This window comes from Noviherbaspirillum malthae, from assembly GCF_015352985.1.
Classification (GTDB): Bacteria; Pseudomonadota; Gammaproteobacteria; order Burkholderiales; family Burkholderiaceae_D; genus Noviherbaspirillum; species Noviherbaspirillum malthae.
Genome location: NZ_JACYXF010000005.1, coordinates 242951 through 266549, shown reverse-complemented (window position 1 = coordinate 266549; position 23599 = coordinate 242951). Strand labels below are relative to the sequence as shown.

The following is a 23599-nucleotide window of genomic DNA, read 5'->3' as shown; positions in this document are numbered from 1 at the left end:
CCTCACAAGGGTCGGGAAAGCTTGATTTCATGCGGTTTTCAATAAAATGCCGTATTGAAAAGCAAAAATAGATGCCTTTAGAATCAATGACTTACAATACCAATACTCATGGGAAAGATGGCCGCCGAACAACATTTGCGACCCTGTTTCACACCCTCTTCGATTGTGAATAAACGTGGATTGCTGTCCGGAACTGTTACGCCCGTGATAGTTATTCACAGGCGTTTTTCGGTGCATTTTCAGCCGCGTTGCCTGCGGCTAAAACTGTGGACAGCCTCCACGAGTGCCGTCACCGATTCGGGCGGCGTGAACTGGGAAATTCCGTGTCCCAGATTGAAGACATGGCCGTTGCCGGCGGTCGGCGTTCCATAGGAAGTGAGGAGCTTTTCGACTTCGGCGCGGATCTGGTCAGGACCGGCAAACAGGATGTTCGGGTCAAGATTGCCCTGCAGCGCGACTTTGTGGCCGACGCGCGCACGCGCCTGGCCGAGGTTGACCGTCCAGTCGAGGCCGACCGCATCGGCGCCGCTGTCGGCGATCTGCTCGAGCCACAAACCACCGCCCTTGGTAAAGACGATGGCGGGAATCTTTTCGCCGGCATGCTCCCGCTTGAGCTGGCCCAGCACTTCGCGCATGTAGGCCAGCGAAAACTGCTGGTAAATGCCGTCGGCGAGTACGCCGCCCCAGGTATCGAAGATCATGACGGCCTGGGCGCCGGCCTCGATCTGGGCGTTCAGGTACGCCGCCACGGCCGCCGCATTCGTCTTGAGAATGTGGTGCATCAGGTCGGGCCGGTTGTAGAGCATGGTCTTGACGGTGCGGAAATCGTCGGAGCCGCCGCCCTCGACCATGTAGCAGGCCAGCGTCCAGGGACTGCCGGAAAAGCCGATCAGCGGCACCCGGCCGTTGAGCGCGCCGCGGATCTGGGTGACGGCGTCGAACACATATTGCAGGGAGCCTTCCGGCGGCGCCTGCAGGGCCATGACGGCTTTTTCGTCGCGCAGCGGATGCTCGAACTTCGGGCCCTCGCCTTCGGCGAAATACAGCCCCAGACCCATTGCGTCTGGCACGGTGAGGATGTCGGAGAACAGGATGGCGGCGTCGAGCGGGTAGCGGTCCAGCGGCTGCAGCGTCACTTCGGTGGCGTAGTCGGGATTCTTCGCCAGACCCAGGAAGGAGCCGGCGCGCTTGCGGGTGGCGCAGTATTCGGGCAGGTAGCGCCCGGCCTGGCGCATCAGCCACAGCGGCGTGTATTCGGTCGGCTGGCGCAGCAGGGCGCGCAGGAAAGTGTCGTTCTTCACGGGGGCGAAATTAGATGGCATAGGCAGACTCTCAGTGATCCGCCATTATCGCCGATGCGGGGCGATTCGACTGCATGCCTCATCCCAGGGACTCATATTTCCTGTTGCTGCATTCACGATCGCGCGGTAGCCGTTTCCTGTTCAAGCGCACGGCCTAGTCCTGCCATGCCGGGCATTGTTACCTTGCGACCAGGATGCCCTGCTGCTCTTCATCGGCGACGCGGCGGATGTAGGTCGCGAAATCGGGGTCCTCGCCGCGCAGCAGCTGCGGCAACAGGTAGTAGAAATCCTCGCGCCGGCACCACTCGCGCATGTAGTCGTCCCAGGAGTTCCAGCGCCGCAGGGCAACGCCGCTCAGGTCCTCTTCATACGAAACGATGTAGGCGCGCTCGAACAAGGCGATCAGCATCTCGAAGATGATGAGCATGCGCTCGCGCTGCTGGTCGGTCAGGTTGCTGCTCTTGGCCGTGGTGCGCAGCTGCAGGTCGGGATTGTCGAGCACGATTTTCAGGAAATCGCTGTAGGCATTCTGCAGCATCTGGTAGGCCTCTTCATCCTCGGCGTCGCGCTCCTTGCGCTGCTCGTAGAGAAACAGAAAGATCGCGAACGGCAGGCCGAACACCGTCACGACGAAGCTGGCGGTTTCCCAGACATCGGGATTGAACAGGAAATTCATGGGGTTCTCGAACGCAATAATGCTTGGTTTGTTCTTATCGTACCGGCAATCCCTGCGATGAAGGAAGATTCCGCGGCGCATCGCTTGCAGGCAAGCGAGCCATGCAGGCCTCTGCCAGCAGTTCGGCCCAGGCGCAATAGCCGGCCGCGGAAGGATGGTAGCCGTCGCACGCGAGCAAGGCGGGATTGCGCACATCCAGCGCAAGCGGCACATGGAGCGCGATATCGCTGGCGGCGGCAACCCGGCGCAAGGAGGCGTCCAGGCTGCTTGCCTTCAGGCCCATCACATAGCGCAGCGGCTGGGGCAGCACCGGCAATGCCGACATGGGCGGCACGCCCGACAGGAGAATCCGATGCGGCGTGCAGCGCCGGGTCAGTTCGGCCAGCAAGACGGCAATATCGCGCTCCCAGCGTGCCGTTGAATGAAATGACGTGGTGTCGTTGACGCCGAACGCCACGAGCACGAGATCGACGTGCCGTTCCGGAATCCCGGGCAGCAGCTGGTCGAGCGCGTCGGCGACGGTTGCGCCGTTCCTGCCGCAGGCTTGCCAGCGCACCGGTCGCTTCGCGCGCCCGGCAAGGGCGGCGGCGAATTGGCCGCCGATGGCTTCTTCATGATGGTCTACGCCGACGCCGGCCACCGTCGATTCACCGATCGCCAGCATCGACAGCGGAGCGCCGGCATGGCCGGCACCGGCGATGCCCTCCGCGGGGCCCGACGCCTCGGGCAAACGCAAGGCGAGACGCCGCGTACGCCTGCCCTGGGCAATCAGGCAGGGCAGGATTGCAAGCGCAACGAGTTCCGGCAGGAAGCGCCGCATGCTATTCGATCTTGAGCCTGGCGAGTTCCGGCTTGGGCGGCGGATAGGCCAGCCGCATGTTTTCCATGGTCTCCAGCACGACGCTGGCTATGGCCAGGTTGCGGTGCGTCTTGGAATCGGCCGGAATGACGTACCAGGGAGCATGTTCGGCATCGGTTTCGCGTATCGCCCGTTCGTAGGCCTGCTGGTAATCGTCCCAGTACTTGCGCTCCTCGATGTCCTTGGGATCGAATTTCCAGTGCTTTTCCGGATTGTCGATCCGCGCCTGCAGCCTCTCCTTCTGTTCATCCTTGGAGATGTGCAGGAAGAATTTCAGGATCGTGGTGCCTGTTTCCGCCAGCATTCTTTCGAAATCGCGGATCTGCGCGTAGCGGCGGCGGCATTCCTTTTCGTCGATCCAGCCATGCACGCGCGTCACCAGCACGTCTTCGTAGTGGCTGCGGTTGAAGATCAGGATTTCACCCTGGGCGGGTACCTGCTGGTGTATGCGCCAGAGATAGTCGTGCTCCTTCTCGACGTCGGAAGGCGCCTTGAAGGCAACCGTCCGTATGCCCAGCGGATCGATGCGGCCAAACACGCCCCTTACCGTGCCGTCCTTGCCGGACGTGTCCATGCCCTGAAGGACAATCAACAGCTTGCGCCTCCGCTCCGCATACAGGACATCCTGCAGGTCGGCGATGCGCTGAGCCATTTGCTCCACCTGCGCCTTATCCTTTGCCTTGTCGCCGTTGCTGAAGGGTTTTTCGCCGGCAGCCTTGTCGCTGACCTTGAAGTTTTTGCCTATGCGCAGATCATCCGGTTTTGCCATCGTCTTTCCTCGCTTGATAGGTGCCTCGCAGGCTCATGCTTCATACGCCCATTTATGGGCCGAGCCTGATTTCATCGTCCATTTATTGGATAAAGCCTATCACGCCCGTAGGGTTCCTGGATTTGAGAACCGGCATACCTTGCCAAGACTTGGCAGAATCGGACGGGGAAAACGCTGCGCCGGGGATGGAGAGCGGACAAGTTCGGACAGGCCGGAAAAGAAAGAGGCAGCCGAAGCTGCCTCTTTATCTGATGCCTTGCTGCATTGCCGCTTGCTGCATTGCCGCTTGCTGCATTACCGCTTTTGACGCAGCTTCTGGATGGCGGCCAACTGTGCAACGGCTGCAGCCAGTTCGGCTTGGGCCTTTGCATAGTCGATCGATGCATCCTTGTTCGACAATGCTTCTTCCGCCAATTTCTTCGCTTCTGCCGCCTTGGCTTCGTCGAGGTCGCCGCCGCGGATGGCCGTATCGGCCAGCACGGTGACGCCGTTGGGCTGCACTTCAAGAATGCCGCCGGCGACGAAGACAAATTCATCTTCGCTCTGGCCTGGCACCTTGATGCGTACCGCACCCGGACGAATGCGCGTGATCAGCGGCGTGTGCTGGGGATAGATACCCAGTTCGCCTGCTTCACCCGGCAACGCGACGAATTCGGCTTCGCCGGCGAAGATTTCTTCTTCGGCGGAGACGACGTCTACGTGAATAGTGTTTGCCATGTCGGAACCTTAAGTGTTCGTTCTATAGACCCGCCCCGAAAAATGAACCAATTTTCGGACCGAATCAATAAGATCCACGGTGCGCATGCCGCCGCACCGGGTCGCTGATCTGCTTCTCCCCCGTGAAGGGAAGAAGCAAAACCGCTTTACTGGATCTTCTTGGCCTTCTCGATGGCTTCTTCGATCGTGCCGACCATGTAGAACGCCTGTTCCGGCAGGTGATCGAGTTCGCCGGAAGCGATCATCTTGAAGCCCTTGATCGTGTCCTTCAGCGAAACGTACTTGCCCGGGGAACCGGTAAACACTTCAGCAACGTGGAAGGGCTGGGACAGGAAACGCTGCATCTTACGTGCGCGTGCCACGACCAGCTTGTCTTCCGGAGCCAGTTCGTCCATGCCCAGAATCGCGATGATGTCGCGCAGTTCCTTGTAGCGCTGCAGCGTGCCCTGAACGGCGCGTGCGGTCTCGTAGTGCTCCTGACCGACGACGTTCGGGTCCAGCTGGCGCGATGTGGAATCGAGCGGATCGACCGCGGGGTAGATACCCAGCGCAGCAATGTCACGGCTCAGAACGACGGTGGAGTCGAGGTGAGCAAAGGTGGTTGCCGGAGACGGGTCGGTCAAGTCATCCGCAGGGACGTACACGGCCTGGATGGACGTGATCGAACCGGTCTTGGTCGAGGTGATGCGCTCCTGCAGGCGGCCCATTTCTTCGGCCAGCGTCGGCTGGTAACCCACCGCGGAAGGCATACGGCCCAGCAGCGCGGACACTTCGGTACCGGCCAGCGTGTAGCGGTAGATGTTGTCGACGAAGAAGAGAACGTCACGGCCTTCGTCACGGAAGGATTCCGCAATGGTCAGACCGGTCAGCGCCACGCGCAGACGGTTGCCCGGCGGCTCGTTCATCTGGCCGTACACCATTGCGACCTTGGAGTTCGCGAGGTTGTCCAGATCCACGACCTTGGAATCGGCCATCTCGTGGTAGAAGTCGTTGCCTTCACGAGTACGCTCACCGACGCCTGCGAACACGGACAGACCCGAGTGCGCCTTCGCGATGTTGTTGATGAGTTCCATCATGTTCACGGTCTTGCCCACGCCCGCACCGCCGAACAGACCGACCTTGCCGCCCTTTGCGAACGGGCAGACCAGGTCAATCACCTTGATGCCGGTTTCGAGCAGTTCCTGCGACGGCGACAGTTCGTCGTATGCGGGAGCCTTGCGGTGGATCGATGCGGTGGTTGCCGCATTGACCGGACCGCGCTCGTCGATCGGGTTGCCCAGCACGTCCATGATGCGGCCCAGTGTTGCGGGACCGACCGGCACGGAGATCGGTGCGCCGGTGTTCTGGATGGTCATGCCGCGACGCAGACCGTCGGAAGAGCCCAGCGCAATGGTACGGACGATGCCGTCGCCAAGCTGCTGCTGCACTTCGAGTGTCAGCTCGGAGCCTGCCATCTTCAAGGCGTCGTACACCTTGGGCATGGCATTGCGCGGAAATTCCACGTCAACGACGGCGCCGATACACTGAACGATTTTGCCTTCAGCCATTTTCGTTCCTTCAATATTTTTAAGTTTTAAGATTCTTTACAAGCAGTCGCCTGGAGCCTGATCACACCGCTGCCGCGCCGGCAACGATCTCGGACAGTTCCTTGGTAATCGCAGCCTGGCGGGTCTTGTTGTAGACCAGTTTCAGTTCGCCGATCACGTTACCTGCGTTGTCCGAAGCGGCCTTCATCGCGACCATGCGCGCCGATTGCTCGGACGCCATGTTTTCCGCGACAGCCTGGTAGATCAGCGCTTCGACATAGCGCACCAGCAGTTCATCGATGACGGTCTGCGCATCCGGCTCGTAGATGTAATCCCATGCGTGGGACGACTTGTCCGCTTCCATCCGCTCGGCCGACAACGGCAGCAACTGATCCATCATCGGTTCCTGGCGCATCGTGTTGATGAACTTGGTGTAGCACAGGTAGACCGCGTCGAGCTTGCCTTCCTGGTACGCATCCAGCAACACCTTGACCGGGCCGATCAGCTTTTCCAGGTGCGGCGTGTCGCCGAGCTGGATGGCATGCGACACGACCTTGGCGCCGATACGTCCGAGGAAGCCGAAACCCTTGTTGCCGATTGCGACTGCTTCAACTTTTTTGCCCTGGCCTTCGAGCTCACGCACCTTGTTGGTCACCTGACGCAGCACGTTGGTGTTCATGCCGCCGCACAGACCCTTGTCGGTCGTGACGACGATGATGCCCACCGTTTTTGCTGCGTCCTGCTTGACCAGGAACGGGTGTGTGTACTCGGGATTGGCCTGCGACAAGTGAGCGGCGATATTACGAATCTTGTCACTGTAGGGACGTGCCGAACGCATCCGATCCTGCGCCTTGCGCATCTTGGATGCGGCGACCATTTCCATCGCCTTGGTGATCTTCTTCGTATTCTCTACGCTCTTGATCTTGCCGCGTATCTCTTTACCTGCAGCCATGAGTACTTACTCCTTTAGCCTTCGCCTTAAGCTCCGGCGGCTCAGAATGTTTTCTTGAAGTCGGCGATCGCGGCAGCCAGCGTTGCTTCGCCGTCCTTGTCGAGTGCCTTGGAATCTTCAATCTTCTGCAGCAGGGCGCCGTGGCTGGTCTTCATGAAGTTGTGCAGGCCGGATTCGAATGCCAGCACGCGCTTCACTTCGATGTCGTCGAAGTAGCCCTTGTTCACTGCGAACAGCGACACGGCCATCAGCGAGATCGGCAGCGGCGAATACTGCGGCTGCTTCAGCAGTTCGGTCACGCGTGCGCCGCGGTCGAGCTGCTTGCGGGTGGCTTCGTCGAGGTCGGAAGCAAACTGCGCAAACGCCGCGAGTTCACGGTACTGCGCCAAGTCGGTACGGATACCGCCGGACAGGCCCTTGATGACCTTGGTCTGGGCTGCACCGCCGACGCGGGACACCGAGATACCTGCGTTGATTGCGGGACGGATACCTGCGTTGAAGAGCGAAGTCTCCAGGAAGATCTGGCCGTCGGTAATCGAAATCACGTTGGTCGGAACGAACGCGGAAACGTCGCCTGCCTGTGTTTCAATGATCGGCAGCGCGGTCAGCGAACCGGTCTTGCCCTTGACTTCACCGTTGGTGAAGGCTTCGACGTAGTCGGGGTTCACGCGAGCAGCGCGCTCGAGCAGACGGGAGTGCAGATAGAACACGTCGCCGGGATAAGCTTCGCGGCCCGGCGGACGGCGCAGCAGCAGCGAAACCTGACGGTAGGCGACAGCCTGCTTGGACAGATCGTCATAGATGATCAGCGCGTCTTCACCGCGGTCGCGGAAGTATTCGCCCATCGCGCAGCCGGAGTAGGCCGACACGTACTGCATCGCGGCGGATTCGGAAGCGGAAGCGGCGACGACGATCGTGTACTCGAGGGCGCCGTTCTGTTCCAGCGCGCGCACGATGTTCTTGATGGTCGATGCCTTCTGGCCGATCGCGACATAGATACATGTCATGTCCTGGCCTTTTTGGTTGATGATGGTATCAACCGCAACGGCGGACTTACCGGTTTGACGGTCGCCGATGATCAGTTCGCGCTGGCCGCGGCCGATCGGCACCATCGCGTCGATCGCCTTCAGGCCGGTTTGCATCGGCTGGGAGACGGACTGACGCGCGATAACGCCCGGAGCGATCTTTTCGATCGGGGCTGTCAGCTTGGTGTTGATCGGGCCCTTGCCGTCGATCGGCTGACCCAGTGCGTTGACGACGCGGCCGCGCAGTTCGGGGCCGATCGGCACTTCCAGAATGCGGCCCGTGCACTTGACGGTGTCGCCTTCGGAAATGTGTTCGTACTCACCCAGAATAACGGCGCCGACGGAGTCGCGCTCGAGGTTCAGCGCGAGGCCGAATGTGTTGCCAGGGAACTCCAGCATCTCGCCTTGCATCGCGTCGGAGAGACCGTGGATGCGGCAGATACCGTCGGTCACGGAAATGACCGTGCCCTGGTTGCGAATTTCAGCGGAATCGCCAAGGCCTTGAATCCGGCTCTTGATCAGTTCGCTGATTTCAGACGGGTTGAGTTGCATGTTAACTCCTAATATTTTTCACTCTGCCTGGCCTTGTGCCAGGGATCAGAAGCAGCCAATCACGACGCGAGGGCCACGTACATTTTCTGCAGCTTGGCGCGCACGGAAGTGTCGAGCACTTCGTCGCCGACGGCCACGCGGACGCCGCCGATCAGGGAAGTGTCAACCTTTACGGTCGGATTGAGCTTGCGGCCAAATTTCTTCTCCAGCGTCGCGATCAGATCTTGCACCTGCGCATCCGTCAGTTCGAATGCGCTCGTGATTTCCGCATCTGCCGCGCCTTCGGATGCGTTCCTCAACGCATGAAACTGCGTGCCGATTTCCGGCAGCAGCGTGAGGCGTCCGTTTTCGACGAGCATCGCGACGAAGTTTTTGGCTTCCGGGCTGATGTTCGACTTCAACAGGGACAGAAAGGTATCGACGACCTGCGAATCCGTAAGTTTCGGATTGGAGGCGAAAGACTTGACGTCGGGAAGAGCGGCAACCGCTGCCATTTCCGACACGACATCGGTCCAGGCTGCAAGGTTGCCGTTTTTGGCAACACGGAACAGTGCTTCTGCGTAAGGGCGAGCAATGGTTGCGAGTTCGGCCATGATTACAGCTCAGTCTTGAGTTGGTTCAGCAGGTCGGCGTGAGCCGCTGCGTTAACCTCACGCTTGAGGATCTGCTCGGCGCCGGCAACTGCGAGGGCAGCGACCTGGGCGCGCAGTTCTTCGCGTGCACGAGTGACTTGCTGTTCTGCATCGGCCTTGGCGGCGGCGAGGATGCGCGCTGCTTCGTCGGATGCGGATTTCTTGGCGTCTTCGATAATTGCCTGCGCACGCTTTTCGGCGTCGTTGATGCGCTTCTGGCCTTCGTCGCGGGCGGTAGCCAGTTCGGCTTGCGCACGCTTTTCGGCGGCAGCCATTTCTGCCTTGCCCCGGTCTGCGGCAGCCAGACCGTTCGCAATCTTCTCGGCGCGCTCGTCGAGCGCTTTCATCAGCGGCGGCCACACGAACTTCATTGTGAACAGCGCGAGGATGAAGAAGACCACGAACTGTGCAATCAGGGTTGCATTTAAGTTCACGGTGTTTTCCTTCTCAGAATAACGAGAGCCGAACCCAGGACAGGTCCGGCGACTGGAAATCGGGCGGGTGTCGGAGACACCCTAATGCGCCGGATTAGCCCGCAACGAACGGGTTCGCGAAAGCAAACAGCATCGCGATACCAACACCGATCAGGAACGCAGCGTCGATCAGACCAGCCAGAACGAACATCTTGGCTTGCAGAGTGTTCATCAGTTCAGGCTGACGAGCGGATGCTTCGAGGTATTTGCCGCCCATGATCGCGATACCGATACAAGCACCGATAGCACCGAGGCCGATGATCAGACCGCAAGCCAGAGCAACAAAAGAGATATCAGTCATTTGAATTCCTTCAAAAAGTTAAAGTTGAAAAGTTAAAACCAAAATACCCAAAAACGTACTTCTTTACGTACTGCCTATCTTTCGATTCTTTACGGGGCCGGATCAGTGGCCTTCATGCGCCTGGCCGATGTAGATCAGGGTCAGCATCATGAAAATGAATGCCTGCAGGAACACGATCAGGATGTGGAAGATCGCCCACACCGAACCGGCCACGATATGGCCGAAGAAGCCGAAGATGGTGGCGGTGGATCCAAGCAGCGCGATCAGAAGGAATACGAGTTCGCCTGCGTACATGTTGCCCCAGAGTCGCATGCCGAGCGAAACGGTACGAGCGATGTATTCGATGAAGTTGAGCAGCAGGTTGAAAGGTGCGAGCCAGATGCCGAAAGGCGCGGCGAACAGTTCATGCACCCAGCCGCCGATGCCCTTGATCTTGACGTTGTAATACAGAACCAGGGCGAGGACGCCGAGCGCCATGCCGAGCGAACCGTTGAGGTCGGCGGTAGGAACGACGCGGTGATGGATGTCGATGCCGATCAGGCGGAAGATGCCTGCGAACAGGTCGACCGGCAGGAAGTCGAGGGAGTTCATCAGCGCGACCCAGACGAAGACGGTCAGCGCCAGCGGAGCGATGAAGGAACGGTTGCCGTGAACGATGGACTTGGACTGGTCTTCCACCAATTCGACCAGAATTTCGACGGCGGCCTGGAAACGGCCCGGTACGCCGGAAGTTGCCTTGCGGGCAGCGCTCCACATCAGGAGGCAGCCGATGACACCGGCGAAGATGGACCAGAAAATCGTGTCCATGTTGATGATCGAGAAATCGACCATCTTTTCCTGGTGATGGCTTTGGAGGTGACCGAGGTGGTGAACGATGTATTCTGACGCCGTTGGCGCGTGTGATGCCGCTTCAGTGGTAGATGCCATGTCAGTGCCTAAATAATAAGATGATGTAACTTTTCAGCGCCACGATGAAAGCGGCGATCAGCGCCAGCCAGTTCAAATCGCGGTACAGCCAGACCACCGCAGCCAGTGCTGCGACAGTCAATGCAATCTTGATAAATTCGCCGATGAAAAATGTCATCGGATTGACAGCGCCCGGCTTGCGTGCACTGATGAACAGCCGCAAGGCGAACAAGCCGTTTGGCACCACACAGCACAGTCCGCCCAGGAGCGCCGACACCAGCGCATGCACTCCGCCCAGCAAACCGGCAACCAGTCCGGCGATGACCGTAGTTGCTAATTGCATGAGGACGATGTGCAGCATGAGAGTCCGAGTCGTGCAATCCGTCGGTTTGAAAAAATCGCTTTCAAAACCGGCTACGGGCCGCGGTGTTTCAAGGTGGTGCGTCTTGTCAAACCACGGGATTATAAGTGTTTTCCGCAGCCAGCGTCAAACAATTGCCGGGCTTCAATCGGCTTTCCGGCTACAGTAAAACTACGGTATGACGCCCAGGATTTCGGCATTGCATCACTTTCCATCACCGCTCGCCGAATAGGGCGAATCGGTCTTCTTTACTGGAGTCATCTTAGGAAATTGCGCCTCTGAATCCAATTACCGCGGAAGTCATGGCGCACTGCCTGAAGGCGGGCCTGCGCCCGGAGCAGCTTGAATTGCGGCACTTGCTTATCAAGTACCCGCGAGCGTGAAACAAATCGGCGAGTGTCATGCCGCCAGATTTTGAAGCCATTCGCGTCCCTGCTGCCAGTCCGCCAGGCCGCTGTCGCCGTTGATATGGCCGCGCTCGCCGATGTCGTGGAACCCGGCGCCCCAGGCGTCTGCCCAGCTGCGGGCCCGGGCCAGCGCGCACCAGGGATCGTTGGACGAGGCAATCACCTTCGCCGGGAAAGGCAGGCTGGTAGTCGGCATGGGAGCAAAGCCCGTGACGAAAGCCGGGAAGTCTTCTCGCTCCACATCTGGCGGTGCCACCAGCAGGGCGCCCTTCACCTTGGCGGCATGCGGGTCATTGCCGCGCTCGCTCGCCCACCAAGCGGTCAGGGCGCAGCCGAGGCTGTGCGCCGCAAGCAGCACCGGTCCCTGGGCCGAGGCAATGGCAGCATCCAGGGTTGCTACCCAATCCTCCCGGTTTGGCTCATTCCATTCGTTCTGCTGGACGCGCCTGGCATGTCCCAGCTTCTCTTCCCACACGGTTTGCCAATGCCCCTTGCCGGAATTGAACAGGCCGGGAAGAATGAGTACGTCGGGTTTCGTGGTCATGATACGAGTGAAGAATGCGCCAGGTCTTCAAGACTCAGGCCGGCTGCTTTTCGACGCGCAGCTTGGCGATCAGATCGTCGAGCGCATCGAGATTGGAAAAATCGATGATCAGCTGGCCCTTGTTCCTGGCGCCGAGCTTGATCGATACCTGGGTGGCGAGCGTATCCGACAGTTCTTCTTCCAGTCTGGCAATATCGCGCGACTTTTCCTTGCCGGGTTTCTGCTTGTTGGCGGCGGCCTGTTCGGTGCTGGCGCGCACCACCAGCTTCTCGGCTTCACGCACCGACATGCGCTTGGCCACGATCTGGTTGGCGAGGTTGATCTGGGTCGCGGAATCGACGGCGAGCAGCGCGCGTGCATGGCCCATGTCGATATCGCCGGCCATCAGCATGGTTTGCACCGGCTTGGCCAGGTTCATCAGGCGCAGCAGGTTGGAGACCGCGCTGCGCGAGCGCCCGACCGCGTTGGCAGCCTGCTCATGGGTGAAGTCGAAATCCGAGATCAGGCGGTGAATGCCCTGTGCTTCTTCCAGGGGATTGAGATCTTCGCGCTGGATGTTTTCGATGAGCGCCATCGCCGCGGCGGCCTGGTCGTCGACATCCTTGACCAGGACCGGCACTTCGGAGAGGCCGGCGATCTGGGCGGCGCGGAAGCGGCGTTCGCCGGCAATGATTTCATACCTGTCGGACCCGCTGTTGACCGGGCGTACCAGGATGGGCTGCATCAGTCCCTGGGCCTTGATGGAAGCGGCCAGTTCGTTCAGCGCACCCTCGTCCATGCGCGTACGCGGCTGGTACTTGCCGGCCTGCATCTGCGCGACGTTCAGAGTCGACGGCGCACCCGATACATTGGGCACCGCTTCGGCAAAGTCGGAGGAACCGCCCAGCAATGCGTCGAGTCCGCGTCCGAGTCCCTTGGATTTCTTAATAGCCATGATCAGCCTTACAGTGCCTAGAATGTATGAATGCGCTCGACCATTTCGGCGCCGAAGGCAATGTAAGCCTGCGCACCCTTGGAAGCTGGATCGAACACGACGCCCGGCATGCCGTAAGACGGCGCTTCGGCCAGCCGGACATTGCGCGGGATGATGCTCTTGAATACCTTGTCGCCGAAATGCTGTTCCAGCTGGGCCGATACCTGCTGCGACAGAGTCATGCGCGGATCGAACATGACACGCAGCAGACCGATGATCTTGAGGTCGGTGTTGAGCTTGGCATGCACCTTCTTGATGGTGTTGACCAGATCCGACAGGCCCTCGAGCGCATAGTATTCGCACTGCATCGGGATGATGACGCCGTGTGCGGCGCACAGGCCGTTCAGGGTGAGCATGGACAAGGCCGGCGGGCAGTCGATGAGCATGAAGTCGTACTCGCCGTCGACTTCGGCGAGCGCCATCTTGAGGCGCTTCTCGCGGTTGTCGAGTTCCACCATTTCGACTTCGGCACCGGCCAGTTCGCGGTTGGCCGGCAGGATGTCGAACTTGCCGGTTTCCGATGTCTTGCGCGCCGTCCTCACGTCGCTCATGCCCAGCAATACCTGGTAGACCGAATGTTCCAGGTCGGCCTTGTTGACGCCCGCTCCCATGGTGGCGTTGCCCTGGGGGTCGAGATCGATCAGCAGAACGCGCTGATTGAGCTGAGCCAGTCCGGCGGCGAGATTGACGGCAGTAGTTGTCTTGCCGACGCCGCCCTTCTGGTTGGCGACGCAGAATATTTTGGCCATTTGTTCTTAGTTGGTGGTGAGTTTGATGCCGAAGCCGATCAGGAACATGCCTGCCGCCTTCGATGCAAAGCGCGCGACACGCTGGTTCTGGCCCAGGCGTTTTGCTGCAGCGTTGCCGACGAGGACAAGCAGGCTGCCATAGAACAGCGTGCAACAAGAGATTACCGCACCCATCGCCAGAAAGGTGACGCTTCCCTGATGCGTCCCCGGATCGATGAACAGCGGGAAGAAGGCCATATAGAACACGATGGCTTTCGGGTTGATGAGCGTGACGAGGAAGCCGCGGCGGAAATCGGCGGCATTGGAAAAGGGAACGGGTGCGGCAGTGCCGTCCTTCCCGGCTGTCAGCAATTTGTAGCCGAGCCAGGCAAGGTAGGCAGCGCCGACATACTGCAGGCCGTGGAACAGCATGGGGTTGGCCTGCAACAGGGCTGCAACGCCGAGCGCCGCCAGCAGCATCAGTACCGCATCGCCGGCCATGAGCCCGGCCAGCGAAGCATAGCCGCCGCCGATGCCGTGCTTGCCGGTGCTGGTCAGCACACAGAAAGTGCCGGGGCCGGGCAGCATGAGAAACACCATGGTGGCGACAATCATCTGCCAGACATCTGTAATGCCCAACGCATGAAATGCTTCTGTCATGACTCCCCTTCCCTTTCGATGAAAACCAGATGGCGTTCCGCGTCCAGGCTCGGCACCTTGAGCGGCTGCACCTGCGTCACTTTCCAGCCGGCGGGCAGCCGGGCGATTTCTTCCTGCGGCATGACGCCCTTGAGCGCAATGAAACGCCCGCCCTGCTGCAGCAGGTGGTGAGACCAGGTGATGAAATCCTTGAGTTCGGCGAAGGCGCGCGACGTGATGACGTCGAACGGCTGTTGCACCTGCAGCTGCTCGACGCGCGCAGTGTGAACGGTGACATTCGACAGGCCAAGTTCTGCCTTCGCCTGCGTGAGAAAGGCTGTCTTCTTGTGCACGGTGTCGATCATCGATACCCGCATGTCCGGCCTCGAGATGGCGAGCACCATGCCCGGCAAGCCTCCTCCTGCTCCCACATCGAGAATGTTGGCGGCGCCGGCGAATGCCGGCACCACGGCCAGCGAATCGAGCAGGTGCTGCGTCACCATCTGCGCAGGATTGCGAACGGCGGTCAGGTTGTACACCGCATTCCACTTGTTCAGCAGGTTCAGATAATCCATGAGCTGCCCGATCTGGGCATCGCTCAGATCGAGTTGGAGTGCTTGTATGCCGTTGACGAGCGTGGCTGTGAGTTCATCCCGAGGAAAACCTGTCATGGGGTCGCTTCCTCAAGCCGCTGCCGGAGCGGAGGCAAATTCCTTGAAGCCGCCCTTCTTGAGGTGAACCAGCAGCAGGGAAATTGCTGCAGGCGTCACGCCGGAAATGCGCGAGGCCTGACCGAGAGTTTCCGGACGATGCTTGTTCAGCTTTTGCCTCACCTCCATGGACAAGCCGCGGACTTCCATGTAATCAAGCTCCACGGGTAGTCGCAAGTTTTCATAATGATCATGGCGTTCGACTTCCCGCGCCTGCCGATCGATATAGCCGGCATACTTGACCTGGATTTCCACCTGCTCCCGCACCGCCTCGTCAGCCACGCCCGGCCCTGCCAGATCCTGGCCCTCCGCACCCTTGAGGGTCATCAGGTTTTCATAGGTCACATTCGGGCGTCGCAGCAGATCAGTGAGTGCATACTCACGTTCAATCGCTTTTCCCAAAACGCGTTCGGCTTCCGCTGCAGGAATGATGCGGGGATTGACCCAAGTGGATTTGAGTCTTTCCATTTCGCGCGCTACCGCTTCCCGCTTTTTCTCGAACATTTCCCATTGCGCATCGCTTACGCAACCCAGTTCGCGCCCGATTTCCGTCAGGCGCATGTCGGCGTTGTCTTCACGCAGGCTGAGGCGGTATTCGGCGCGGCTGGTGAACATGCGATACGGTTCCTGCACGCCCTTCGTGATCAGATCATCTACCAGCACGCCGAGATAGGCTTCATCCCGGCGTGGTGTCCATGACTCACGGCCTTGGGTTTGCAATGCAGCATTAATCCCTGCCAGCATACCCTGTGCCGCCGCCTCTTCATAACCCGTCGTGCCGTTGATCTGGCCGGCAAAGAAGAGACCCTGAATCGCCTTGGTCTCCAGCGAAGCCTTCAGGCCGCGCGGATCGAAATAATCGTATTCGATTGCGTAGCCCGGTCGAAGGATATGAGCATTTTCCAAGCCGCGCATGGAATGCACGAGTTCGAGCTGTACATCGAATGGCAGGCTCGTCGAGATGCCGTTCGGGTAGAACTCATTGGTCGTCAACCCTTCCGGCTCAAGGAAAATTTGATGCGCGGACTTGTCGGCAAAGCGATGGATCTTGTCTTCGATCGACGGACAATAGCGCGGGCCGACTCCTTCGATGACGCCGGTGTACATCGGGCTGCGGTCCAGCCCGTTGCGGATAATGTCATGCGTGCGTTCATTGGTGTGCGTGACCCAGCACGGCAGCTGCTTCGGATGCATGGCCACCGAACCCATGACGGAAAAGACCGGGATCGGATCCAGATCACCCGGCTGCTCATCCATGACGGAAAAGTCGATGCTGCGGCCGTCGATGCGCGGCGGCGTTCCAGTCTTCAGGCGGCCTTGCGGCAACTTGAGCTCTTTCAGGCGCGCGGAAAGCGATACTGCGGGCGGATCGCCGGCGCGGCCAGCGGCATAGTTGTTCAAGCCTACGTGGATCTTCCCGTCCAGGAAAGTACCAGCAGTCAGTACCACTGCCCGGCTGCGGAACTTGATGCCAACCTGAGTAACGGCTCCGACGACGCGGTCGCCCTCCACCATCAGGTCGTCGACTGCTTGCTGGAACAGCCAAAGATTTGGCTGGTTTTCCAGGCGGCTCCGAATCGCCTGCTTGTAAAGGATGCGGTCAGCTTGAGCGCGGGTGGCACGGACGGCCGGGCCTTTAGACGAATTAAGAATGCGAAATTGTATGCCCGCTTCATCGGTGGCAATCGCCATCGCGCCGCCCATGGCGTCGACTTCTTTCACCAAGTGCCCCTTGCCGATACCGCCAATAGACGGATTGCATGACATCTGTCCAAGCGTTTCGATATTGTGAGTCAGTAGCAGGGTCTTCTGCCCCATGCGTGCGGAAGCAAGGGCCGCTTCGGTGCCGGCATGACCGCCGCCGACGACGATGACATCAAACTCGGAAGGAAAGAACATGGTGCGCCTGTTTTGGGACAGAATTGGGATGGAAATGTGAAGCAGACAGAGGCGAGATTATAAGCGGTTTTCCTTCCTGAACGCAGACCAAGTCCAGACTTGTCGTATTTGTTTCACGTGAAACACTTGAGCGAGATATTGCGCTTGACACCCGTCCCCTGCTCCCAGCGACCAAACTGGAGGGCAGATGTTTCACGTGAAACATAGGGATCTTCAGTGCAGCAGGGTCGGTACAGCGTTATGATGGAGCCTGATTTCAGCGCTGCCTGACCGTACACTTGCTCGGCCCGAGCGTGCTTGATCTGCATTTTCATTAATAACATGACCTGGAGACTTTATGGATACGAACGCCAGCTTTGCGCCTTTCAACTTCAGCACGGTGCCCAATATTGTGTCGGAGCCAGGAATGGCAAAACGTCTTGGAGAGTTGGTCGCCCAGCACTTTCCGGGAAGCCGCCGCGCCCTGCTAGTTACCGACAACGGGTTCCTGAAGACCGGCTTGGTCGACGCCCCGATTGCAAGCCTCAAAAGCGCGGGACTGGATGTGGCCATCTATTCGGACGTCGTTGCCGATCCGCCGGAAGCCGTTGTCCTGAACGCAGTCGGTCAGGCATGCCAGCATGAAACAGACTTGGTGATCGGCCTGGGCGGCGGCAGTTCAATGGATGTCGCCAAGCTGATTGCGGTACTTGCCGGCAGCAATCAGGAGCTGAAGACCATGTACGGCATCGGCAACGTCAAAGGAGACCGCCTACCCTTGGTTCAGATCCCGACAACCGCCGGTACGGGTTCGGAAGTCACGCCGATCTCCATCGTCACTACGGGCGCGACGACAAAAATGGGCGTCGTCTCGCCAAAGCTCTATGCCGATCTCGCCATTCTGGATGCAGAGCTGACTCTCGGCCTGCCAACCAAGGTCACAGCCGCAACGGGCATCGATGCCATGGTGCATGCGATCGAAGCTTATACCACCAAGCACAAGAAGAACCCGCTATCGGACATGCTGGCCCAAAAGGCATTGGAGTTACTGTCCAGAAATATCCTTGTTGCATGCGAGGACGGGAAAAATCTGGCGGCGCGGCAAGCCATGCTGCTCGGCGCCATGCTCGCCGGTCAGTCCTTTGCGAATGCACCCTGCGCCGCCGTCCATGCCCTCGCCTATCCGATCGGCGGCATTTTTCACGTGCCACATGGACTGTCGAATTCCCTGGTGCTGCCGCATGTCTTGCGCTTCAATGCGCCGGCGGCAGCCGGGCTTTATGCCGAACTGGCCGATATCGTTGCACCAGGAGGCAGCGGCAGCGCGGAAGCGAAGACCGAAGCTCTGATACGGCAGATGGACGAGATCGCGCGCCGTACCGGCATCGAGACCCAGTTGCGGCAGGTTGGCGTCGCCGAGGCCGACCTCGACCGGATGGCGGACGATGCCATGCTCCAGACGCGCCTGCTGACCAACAACCCGCGCGAAGTCACGCGTGCAGACGCCCGCGCCATCTACGCGGCGGCTTTGTAATTCAGGAAGGGAAGAAAGCCGGCAGCAGGACGCTGCCGGCGAAGCCAGGATTTAGTGCGAGGAAGACGATGCAGCCGTACCGCGCTTGAACAGCGCAGCGATCTCGCCGACGATGCCGCGACGGAAGGCCAGCACGCAGATGATGAAGATGAAGCCGGTCACGATAGTCACCGATTCACCGATCGAGCGGAACCATTCGATGCTGGTCAGGGTGGCGAGCCAGTTGCCGAGATCGCCCAGCTTGTTTTCCAGCGCAATGATCAGGATCGCGCCGACGATCGGGCCGACCAGAGTGCCCAGCCCGCCTACCAACGTCATCAGCACCACCAGGCCGGACATCGACCAGTGCACGTCGGTCAGCGTCTCGAAACCGAGCACTACGGTTTTAGTAGCACCTGCCAGGCCAGCCAGGGAAGCCGACAGCACGAAGGCCAGCAGCTTGTAGCGGTCGACGTCGTAACCGAGCGAGATCGCACGCGGCTCGTTTTCCTTGATGGCCTTGAGCACCTGGCCGAACGGCGAATGCACGGTGCGCATGATCAGCGCGAAGCCGGCAATGAAAATAGCCAGCACCACGTAGTACATCGTCATGTCGCTGCCCAGGTCGACCGCACCCAGCAGGCGCCCGCGCGGCACGCCCTGCAGGCCGTCCTCGCCGCCGGTGAACTTGGCCTGCAGGAAGACGAAATACAGCATCTGCGCCAGCGCCAGCGTGATCATCGTGAAATAGATGCCCTGGCGGCGGATCGCCAGGCTGCCCATGATCAGTCCGATCAGCGCAGCCACCGCGATGCCGGCCAGGATGCCCAGTTCGAACGGCAGGCCCATCACCTTCAGCGCGTGGCCGGTGATGTACCCTGCCCCGCCGAAGAAGGCCGCGTGGCCGAAGGACAGCAGACCGGTGAAGCCGATCAGCAGGTTGAAGGCGCAGGCAAACAGCGCAAAGCACAGCACCTTCATCAGAAATACCGGATACACCACGAAGGGTGCGGCCAGCGCGATTGCGATGGCGATTGCATATCCAAGCGTCTTATTCATCATTGAACCTCTCAAACCGTAATCTTTACTTTTCCTTGCCGAACAGGCCGGCGGGACGAATCATCAGCACGATGGCCATGATGATGAACACCACGGTAGCCGACAGCTCGGGATAGAACACCCGCGTCAGGCCTTCGATCACGCCCAGGCCCAGGCCGGTGATGATGGAGCCGAGAATCGAGCCCATGCCGCCGATCACCACCACCGCAAACACCACGATAATCAGGTTGGAGCCCATCAGCGGCGACACCTGGATGACAGGCGCGGCCAGCACGCCGGCAAACGCCGCCAGCGCCACGCCGAAGCCGTAGGTCAGGGTCACCATCAGCGGCACGTTGATACCGAAGGCTTCCACCAGCTTGGGGTTCTCGGTGCCGGCGCGCAGATAGGCACCGAGCTTGGTCTTCTCGATCACGAACCAGGTGGCGAAACACACCACCAGAGACGCTACAACGACCCAGGCGCGATATTTCGGCAGGATCATGAATCCGAGGTTGAATGCGCCCGACAGCGCCTCTGGGACCGAATACGGCTGACCTGAGACGCCATAGAACGAGCGGAACAGGCCTTCGAGCATCAGGGTGATGCCGAAGGTCAGCAGCAGGCCATAGAGATGGTCCAGCTTGTACAGCCAGCGCAGCATCGTCTTTTCGATGATGACGCCGAACAGGGCCACAAGAATGGGCGCCGCGACCAGCATCACCCAGTAGTTGACCTGGAAATAGTTCATGCCCATCCAGGCCAGGAAGGCGCCCACCATGTACAGCGCGCCGTGGGCAAAGTTGATTACGTTGAGCAGGCCGAAGATCACCGCGAGGCCGAGCGACAGCATCGCGTAGAAGGAGCCGTTGACCAGGCCGAGCAGGAGCTGGCTGAGCATGGCCTGTAGAGGGATGCCGAATATTTCCATAGACGATAAGAGAAATTGCTTGAATGCGAACGCTTTTCCGGGATGCCGGAAAGGCCCGAACAGGGATGCAGATGGAATGTGCCGGCTGGAGCAGTTTCAGTCTGGCCGGTCCACTCCCTTCCCTCTCCCCTTCCCTGCGATGGGAAAGAAATCATGACGCCAACTTTGTTGCCAATAACGCAATAACGGGAGCGGTGAACTAGCCATCCGCTCCCATGCGTTACCGGCACGGCAGGCCGGCGGCCTCTTCACCGGCCGGCTGCCGCATATTGCGAACTACCGTATTGCGTACTGCTTGTCTTGACTAAGCCAGGCTTACTTCCACAGCGCGCACTTCGACTCGGCCTTGGTGGTGAATGCCTGGTCGCCGGGGATGGTCTGCACGACCTTGTAGTAATCCCACGGATACTTCGATTCGGCCGGTGTCTTCACCTGCATCAGGAACATGTCGTGCACCATGCGGCCGTCGGGACGGATCACGCCGTTCTTGGCGAACATGTCGTTGATCTTGGCGTTCTTCAGCTGTGCCATGACCTTGTCGGCATCGTCGGTGCCGGCTGCCTTGACCGCGTTCAGGTACTGCATGGTGGCCGAATAGTCGGCCGCCTGCAGGCTCGACGGCATCTTCTTCATCTTCTCGAAGTAGCGCTTCGACCACTTGCGGGTCTCGTCGTTCTGGTCCCAGTACCAGGCGTCGGTCAGGTACATACCCTGGGTGAGCGCCGGTGTCAGCGAATGCACGTCGTTGATGAACATCAGCAGGCCGGCCAGCTTCATGCTCTTGGTGATGCCGAACTCGTTGGCTGCCTTGATCGCATTGATGGTGTCGCCGCCGGCGTTGGCCAGGCCGAGGATCTGCGCCTTGGACGACTGCGCCTGCAGCAGGAAGGACGAGAAGTCGGACGCCGACAGCGGATGGCGGACCGAACCGGCCACCGTGCCGCCGGAAGCCTTGACCACGTTGGTGGTGTCGCTTTCGAGGGAGGCGCCGAACGCATAGTCGGCGGTCAGGAAGTACCAGCTCTTGCCGCCCTGCTTCACCACTGCGGAGCCGGTGCCCTTGGCCAGCGCAACCGTGTCATAGGAATAGTGGACGGTGTAAGGCGTGCATTCCTCGTTGGTCAGGCGAGCGGTACCTGCACCGATGGAAATGAAGGGCTTTTTCTTCTCTGCGGCGACTTTCGCCATCGACAGGTTGGTGCCGGAATTGGTGCCGCCCACCAGCATGTCGACGCCTTCGCGGTCGAACCATTCGCGCGCCTTGGAAGCGGCGACGTCGGCCTTGTTCTGGTGGTCGGCGGTGATCAGCTCGATCTTCTTGCCGTTGACCGTGCCGCCGAAGTCGGCGATCGCCATCTTGATGGCTTCCGCGCCGCCCTGTCCGTCGATGTCGGAGTAGAGGCCGGAAATGTCGGTGATGAAACCGATCTTCACCACATCGCCGGAAATCTGGGCCGATGCGGAACCGGCCATGGCCAGCGAAAGGGTCGATGCGACAGCGACTGCAATTGCTTTCAACTTCATTTCAATCTCCTTGGTTATACATAGCCATTGTGTGGCTTGCTTCTTTATACCCCGAGCAGCGAATTCAGCACGGGCATTTTGTTATTCAGTTCGGATGCAGCAAAGGTTTCGACGATCTGTCCGTGTTCCATCACATAGAAGCGGTCCGCCAGCGGCGCGGCGAAGCGGAAGTTCTGTTCGACCATGACGATCGTATACCCCTTCGCCTTCAATGTGGTGATCATGCGTGCCAGCGCCTGCACGATCACCGGCGCCAAGCCTTCGGAAATCTCGTCCAGCAGCAGCAATCGGGCGCCGGTGCGCAGGATGCGCGCCACCGCCAGCATCTGCTGCTCGCCGCCGGACAGCCGCGTGCCCTGGCTGTTGCGGCGCTCCTTCAGGTTCGGAAACATGTCGTAGATCTCTTCGATCGACATGCCGCGGTCGTTGGACGAGACCTGGGGCGGCAGCATCAGGTTTTCCTCGGCTGACAGCGACGAAAAAATGCCCCGCTCTTCGGGGCAGTAACCTACGCCGAGATGGGCGATCTTGTGGGTCGGAAAGCCGATGGCCTCGGTGCCGTTGATCTTGATCGAGCCCTTGCGAGCTCCGGTCAGTCCCATGATGGCGCGCATGGTGGTGGTGCGTCCGGCGCCGTTGCGCCCGAGCAGGGTCACCACCTCGCCCTGGCTGACCGAGAGATTGACGTCGTGAAGGATGTGCGATTCGCCATACCAGGCGTGAAGATTCCTGATTTCCAGTGCCGGTACAGCCATGTTCAATGCGCTCCTTCCAGTGCGCCGCTGGTGGTGCCCATGTAGGCTTCCATCACCTGCGGATTGTTCGATACTTCCTCGTACGTGCCTTCGGCCAGCACCGCGCCGCGCTGCAGCACCGAAATGCGGTCGCTGATGCCCGAAATCACGCTCATGTTGTGCTCCACCATCAGGATGGTGCGTCCGGCCGAGACCTTCTTGATCAGTTCGGTCACGCGGTGCACGTCTTCATGGCCCATGCCCTGGGTCGGCTCGTCGAGCAGCATCAGTTCCGGCTCCATGCCCAGCGTGGTGGCGATTTCCAGCGCGCGCTTGCGGCCGTAGGGCAGATCGACCGTCATCGTGTCGGCGAACGTTTCCAGATCCACCTGCTGCAGCAGGGCCATCGCGCGGTCGTTCAAGGCATTGAGTTTCTTTTCGCTCTGCCAGAAGGCGAAGGAATTGCCGAGCGGGCGCTGCAGGCCGATGCGCACGTTTTCCAGCACGGTCAGGTGCGGAAAGACGGCGGAAATCTGGAAGGAACGAATGATGCCCTGGCGCGCGATCTGCGCGGGCTTGGCCATCGTGATGTCGCGGCCGTTGAATAGAATCTGTCCCGATGTCGGGACCAGGAACTTGGTAAGCAGGTTGAAGCAGGTCGTCTTGCCGGCGCCGTTGGGGCCGATCAATGCATGGATATGCCCACGCTGCACCTGCAGGCTAACGTTATTGACAGCAGTAAACCCCTTGAACTCCTTGGTCAACTGCCGCGTCTCCAAAACCACATCCGCCATGGGTTCTCCCTGTTGACTGTTATTAGAGCGGTTTCACCCTGACCTGCCTGCCGATCCCGGGCAGATTGCCGCTGGCACTGCGTTGCGCCTCCTTGCCATGGCTTGGCCATGTCGCGTCGTCACGCCTTGTTCCAGC

Annotated in this window: 25 protein-coding genes; 1 reads left to right on the top strand and 24 read right to left on the bottom strand. The window is 59.9% G+C overall.

Annotation, left to right across the window (positions count from 1 at the left end; translation table 11 throughout):
• Positions 1–239 precede the first annotated feature (239 nt).
• From hemE to mnmG, 19 genes are all read right to left on the bottom strand, one after another.
• The gene (gene hemE, locus IGW03_RS10860) at positions 240–1322 is read right to left on the bottom strand and encodes a uroporphyrinogen decarboxylase (RefSeq protein ID WP_194722567.1); all 1083 of its coding nucleotides are present in this window, start codon (positions 1320–1322) and stop codon (positions 240–242) included.
• 157 nt (positions 1323–1479) lie between these two features.
• On the bottom strand, positions 1480–1977 hold the full coding sequence (locus IGW03_RS10855; RefSeq protein WP_194722566.1) for a hypothetical protein: 498 nt from the start codon (positions 1975–1977) through the stop codon (positions 1480–1482).
• Between the two features lie 34 nt (positions 1978–2011).
• Complete coding sequence (locus IGW03_RS10850; RefSeq protein ID WP_194722565.1) at positions 2012–2797, bottom strand: SGNH/GDSL hydrolase family protein; 786 nt, start codon at positions 2795–2797, stop codon at positions 2012–2014.
• Position 2798: 1 nt separating this feature from the next.
• Positions 2799–3605 (bottom strand): polyphosphate kinase 2 family protein, encoded by an 807-nt coding sequence (locus IGW03_RS10845; RefSeq protein ID WP_194722564.1) that lies wholly within the window; start codon positions 3603–3605, stop codon positions 2799–2801.
• A gap of 294 nt (positions 3606–3899) precedes the next feature.
• Positions 3900–4322, bottom strand: a complete 423-nt coding sequence (locus IGW03_RS10840; protein ID WP_194722563.1) for a F0F1 ATP synthase subunit epsilon — start codon at positions 4320–4322, stop codon at positions 3900–3902.
• 146 nt (positions 4323–4468) lie between these two features.
• A complete protein-coding gene (gene atpD / locus IGW03_RS10835; RefSeq protein ID WP_194722562.1) occupies positions 4469–5869 on the bottom strand; it encodes a F0F1 ATP synthase subunit beta in 1401 nt (466 codons plus the stop codon).
• A gap of 61 nt (positions 5870–5930) precedes the next feature.
• Positions 5931–6800: a F0F1 ATP synthase subunit gamma gene (atpG, locus tag IGW03_RS10830; RefSeq protein ID WP_151632305.1), complete on the bottom strand. Its 870-nt coding sequence runs from the start codon at positions 6798–6800 to the stop codon at positions 5931–5933.
• Positions 6801–6841: 41 nt separating this feature from the next.
• On the bottom strand, positions 6842–8377 hold the full coding sequence (gene atpA / locus IGW03_RS10825) for a F0F1 ATP synthase subunit alpha (RefSeq protein ID WP_151632307.1): 1536 nt from the start codon (positions 8375–8377) through the stop codon (positions 6842–6844).
• A 59-nt stretch (positions 8378–8436) separates the two neighbouring features.
• Positions 8437–8970: a F0F1 ATP synthase subunit delta gene (locus IGW03_RS10820; protein ID WP_194722561.1), complete on the bottom strand. Its 534-nt coding sequence runs from the start codon at positions 8968–8970 to the stop codon at positions 8437–8439.
• 2 nt (positions 8971–8972) lie between these two features.
• A complete protein-coding gene (locus tag IGW03_RS10815; protein WP_194722560.1) occupies positions 8973–9443 on the bottom strand; it encodes a F0F1 ATP synthase subunit B in 471 nt (156 codons plus the stop codon).
• Between the two features lie 94 nt (positions 9444–9537).
• Positions 9538–9783, bottom strand: a complete 246-nt coding sequence (gene atpE / locus IGW03_RS10810) for a F0F1 ATP synthase subunit C (protein ID WP_151632313.1) — start codon at positions 9781–9783, stop codon at positions 9538–9540.
• A gap of 102 nt (positions 9784–9885) precedes the next feature.
• Positions 9886–10710 carry a F0F1 ATP synthase subunit A gene (atpB, locus tag IGW03_RS10805; protein WP_194722559.1) on the bottom strand — a complete coding sequence of 275 codons (825 nt, stop codon included), beginning with the start codon at positions 10708–10710 and terminating at the stop codon, positions 9886–9888.
• A 1-nt stretch (position 10711) separates the two neighbouring features.
• Positions 10712–11050, bottom strand: coding sequence for an ATP synthase subunit I (locus tag IGW03_RS10800; protein ID WP_194722558.1), 339 nt, complete (start codon positions 11048–11050; stop codon positions 10712–10714).
• A 399-nt stretch (positions 11051–11449) separates the two neighbouring features.
• Positions 11450–12001: an RBBP9/YdeN family alpha/beta hydrolase gene (locus IGW03_RS10795; RefSeq protein WP_194722557.1), complete on the bottom strand. Its 552-nt coding sequence runs from the start codon at positions 11999–12001 to the stop codon at positions 11450–11452.
• Between the two features lie 34 nt (positions 12002–12035).
• Complete coding sequence (locus tag IGW03_RS10790; protein WP_194722556.1) at positions 12036–12935, bottom strand: ParB/RepB/Spo0J family partition protein; 900 nt, start codon at positions 12933–12935, stop codon at positions 12036–12038.
• A gap of 17 nt (positions 12936–12952) precedes the next feature.
• The gene (locus tag IGW03_RS10785) at positions 12953–13723 is read right to left on the bottom strand and encodes a ParA family protein (protein WP_194722555.1); all 771 of its coding nucleotides are present in this window, start codon (positions 13721–13723) and stop codon (positions 12953–12955) included.
• 6 nt (positions 13724–13729) lie between these two features.
• Positions 13730–14362 (bottom strand): leucine efflux protein LeuE, encoded by a 633-nt coding sequence (gene leuE / locus IGW03_RS10780; protein WP_194722554.1) that lies wholly within the window; start codon positions 14360–14362, stop codon positions 13730–13732.
• A complete protein-coding gene (rsmG, locus tag IGW03_RS10775) occupies positions 14359–15012 on the bottom strand; it encodes a 16S rRNA (guanine(527)-N(7))-methyltransferase RsmG (RefSeq protein WP_194722553.1) in 654 nt (217 codons plus the stop codon). The genes leuE and rsmG overlap by 4 nt, the downstream gene beginning before the upstream one ends.
• 12 nt (positions 15013–15024) lie before the next feature.
• Positions 15025–16950 carry a tRNA uridine-5-carboxymethylaminomethyl(34) synthesis enzyme MnmG gene (gene mnmG / locus IGW03_RS10770; protein ID WP_194722552.1) on the bottom strand — a complete coding sequence of 642 codons (1926 nt, stop codon included), beginning with the start codon at positions 16948–16950 and terminating at the stop codon, positions 15025–15027.
• A 337-nt stretch (positions 16951–17287) separates the two neighbouring features.
• Between mnmG and IGW03_RS10765 the strand changes: the two genes are divergently transcribed.
• Complete coding sequence (locus tag IGW03_RS10765) at positions 17288–18463, top strand: iron-containing alcohol dehydrogenase (protein WP_194722551.1); 1176 nt, start codon at positions 17288–17290, stop codon at positions 18461–18463.
• Between the two features lie 51 nt (positions 18464–18514).
• Here the strand turns inward: IGW03_RS10765 and IGW03_RS10760 are convergent, their stop codons facing one another.
• From IGW03_RS10760 to IGW03_RS10740, 5 genes are all read right to left on the bottom strand, one after another.
• Entirely contained in the window at positions 18515–19501 is a 987-nt protein-coding gene (locus IGW03_RS10760) for a branched-chain amino acid ABC transporter permease (RefSeq protein ID WP_194722589.1), read from the bottom strand.
• A gap of 25 nt (positions 19502–19526) precedes the next feature.
• Positions 19527–20411: a branched-chain amino acid ABC transporter permease gene (locus IGW03_RS10755; RefSeq protein ID WP_194722550.1), complete on the bottom strand. Its 885-nt coding sequence runs from the start codon at positions 20409–20411 to the stop codon at positions 19527–19529.
• Between the two features lie 315 nt (positions 20412–20726).
• Positions 20727–21935: an ABC transporter substrate-binding protein gene (locus IGW03_RS10750; protein WP_194722549.1), complete on the bottom strand. Its 1209-nt coding sequence runs from the start codon at positions 21933–21935 to the stop codon at positions 20727–20729.
• 44 nt (positions 21936–21979) lie between these two features.
• On the bottom strand, positions 21980–22690 hold the full coding sequence (locus IGW03_RS10745) for an ABC transporter ATP-binding protein (RefSeq protein WP_194722548.1): 711 nt from the start codon (positions 22688–22690) through the stop codon (positions 21980–21982).
• A gap of 2 nt (positions 22691–22692) precedes the next feature.
• Positions 22693–23463, bottom strand: a complete 771-nt coding sequence (locus IGW03_RS10740) for an ABC transporter ATP-binding protein (RefSeq protein WP_194722547.1) — start codon at positions 23461–23463, stop codon at positions 22693–22695.
• Between the last annotated feature and the right edge of the window lie 136 nt (positions 23464–23599).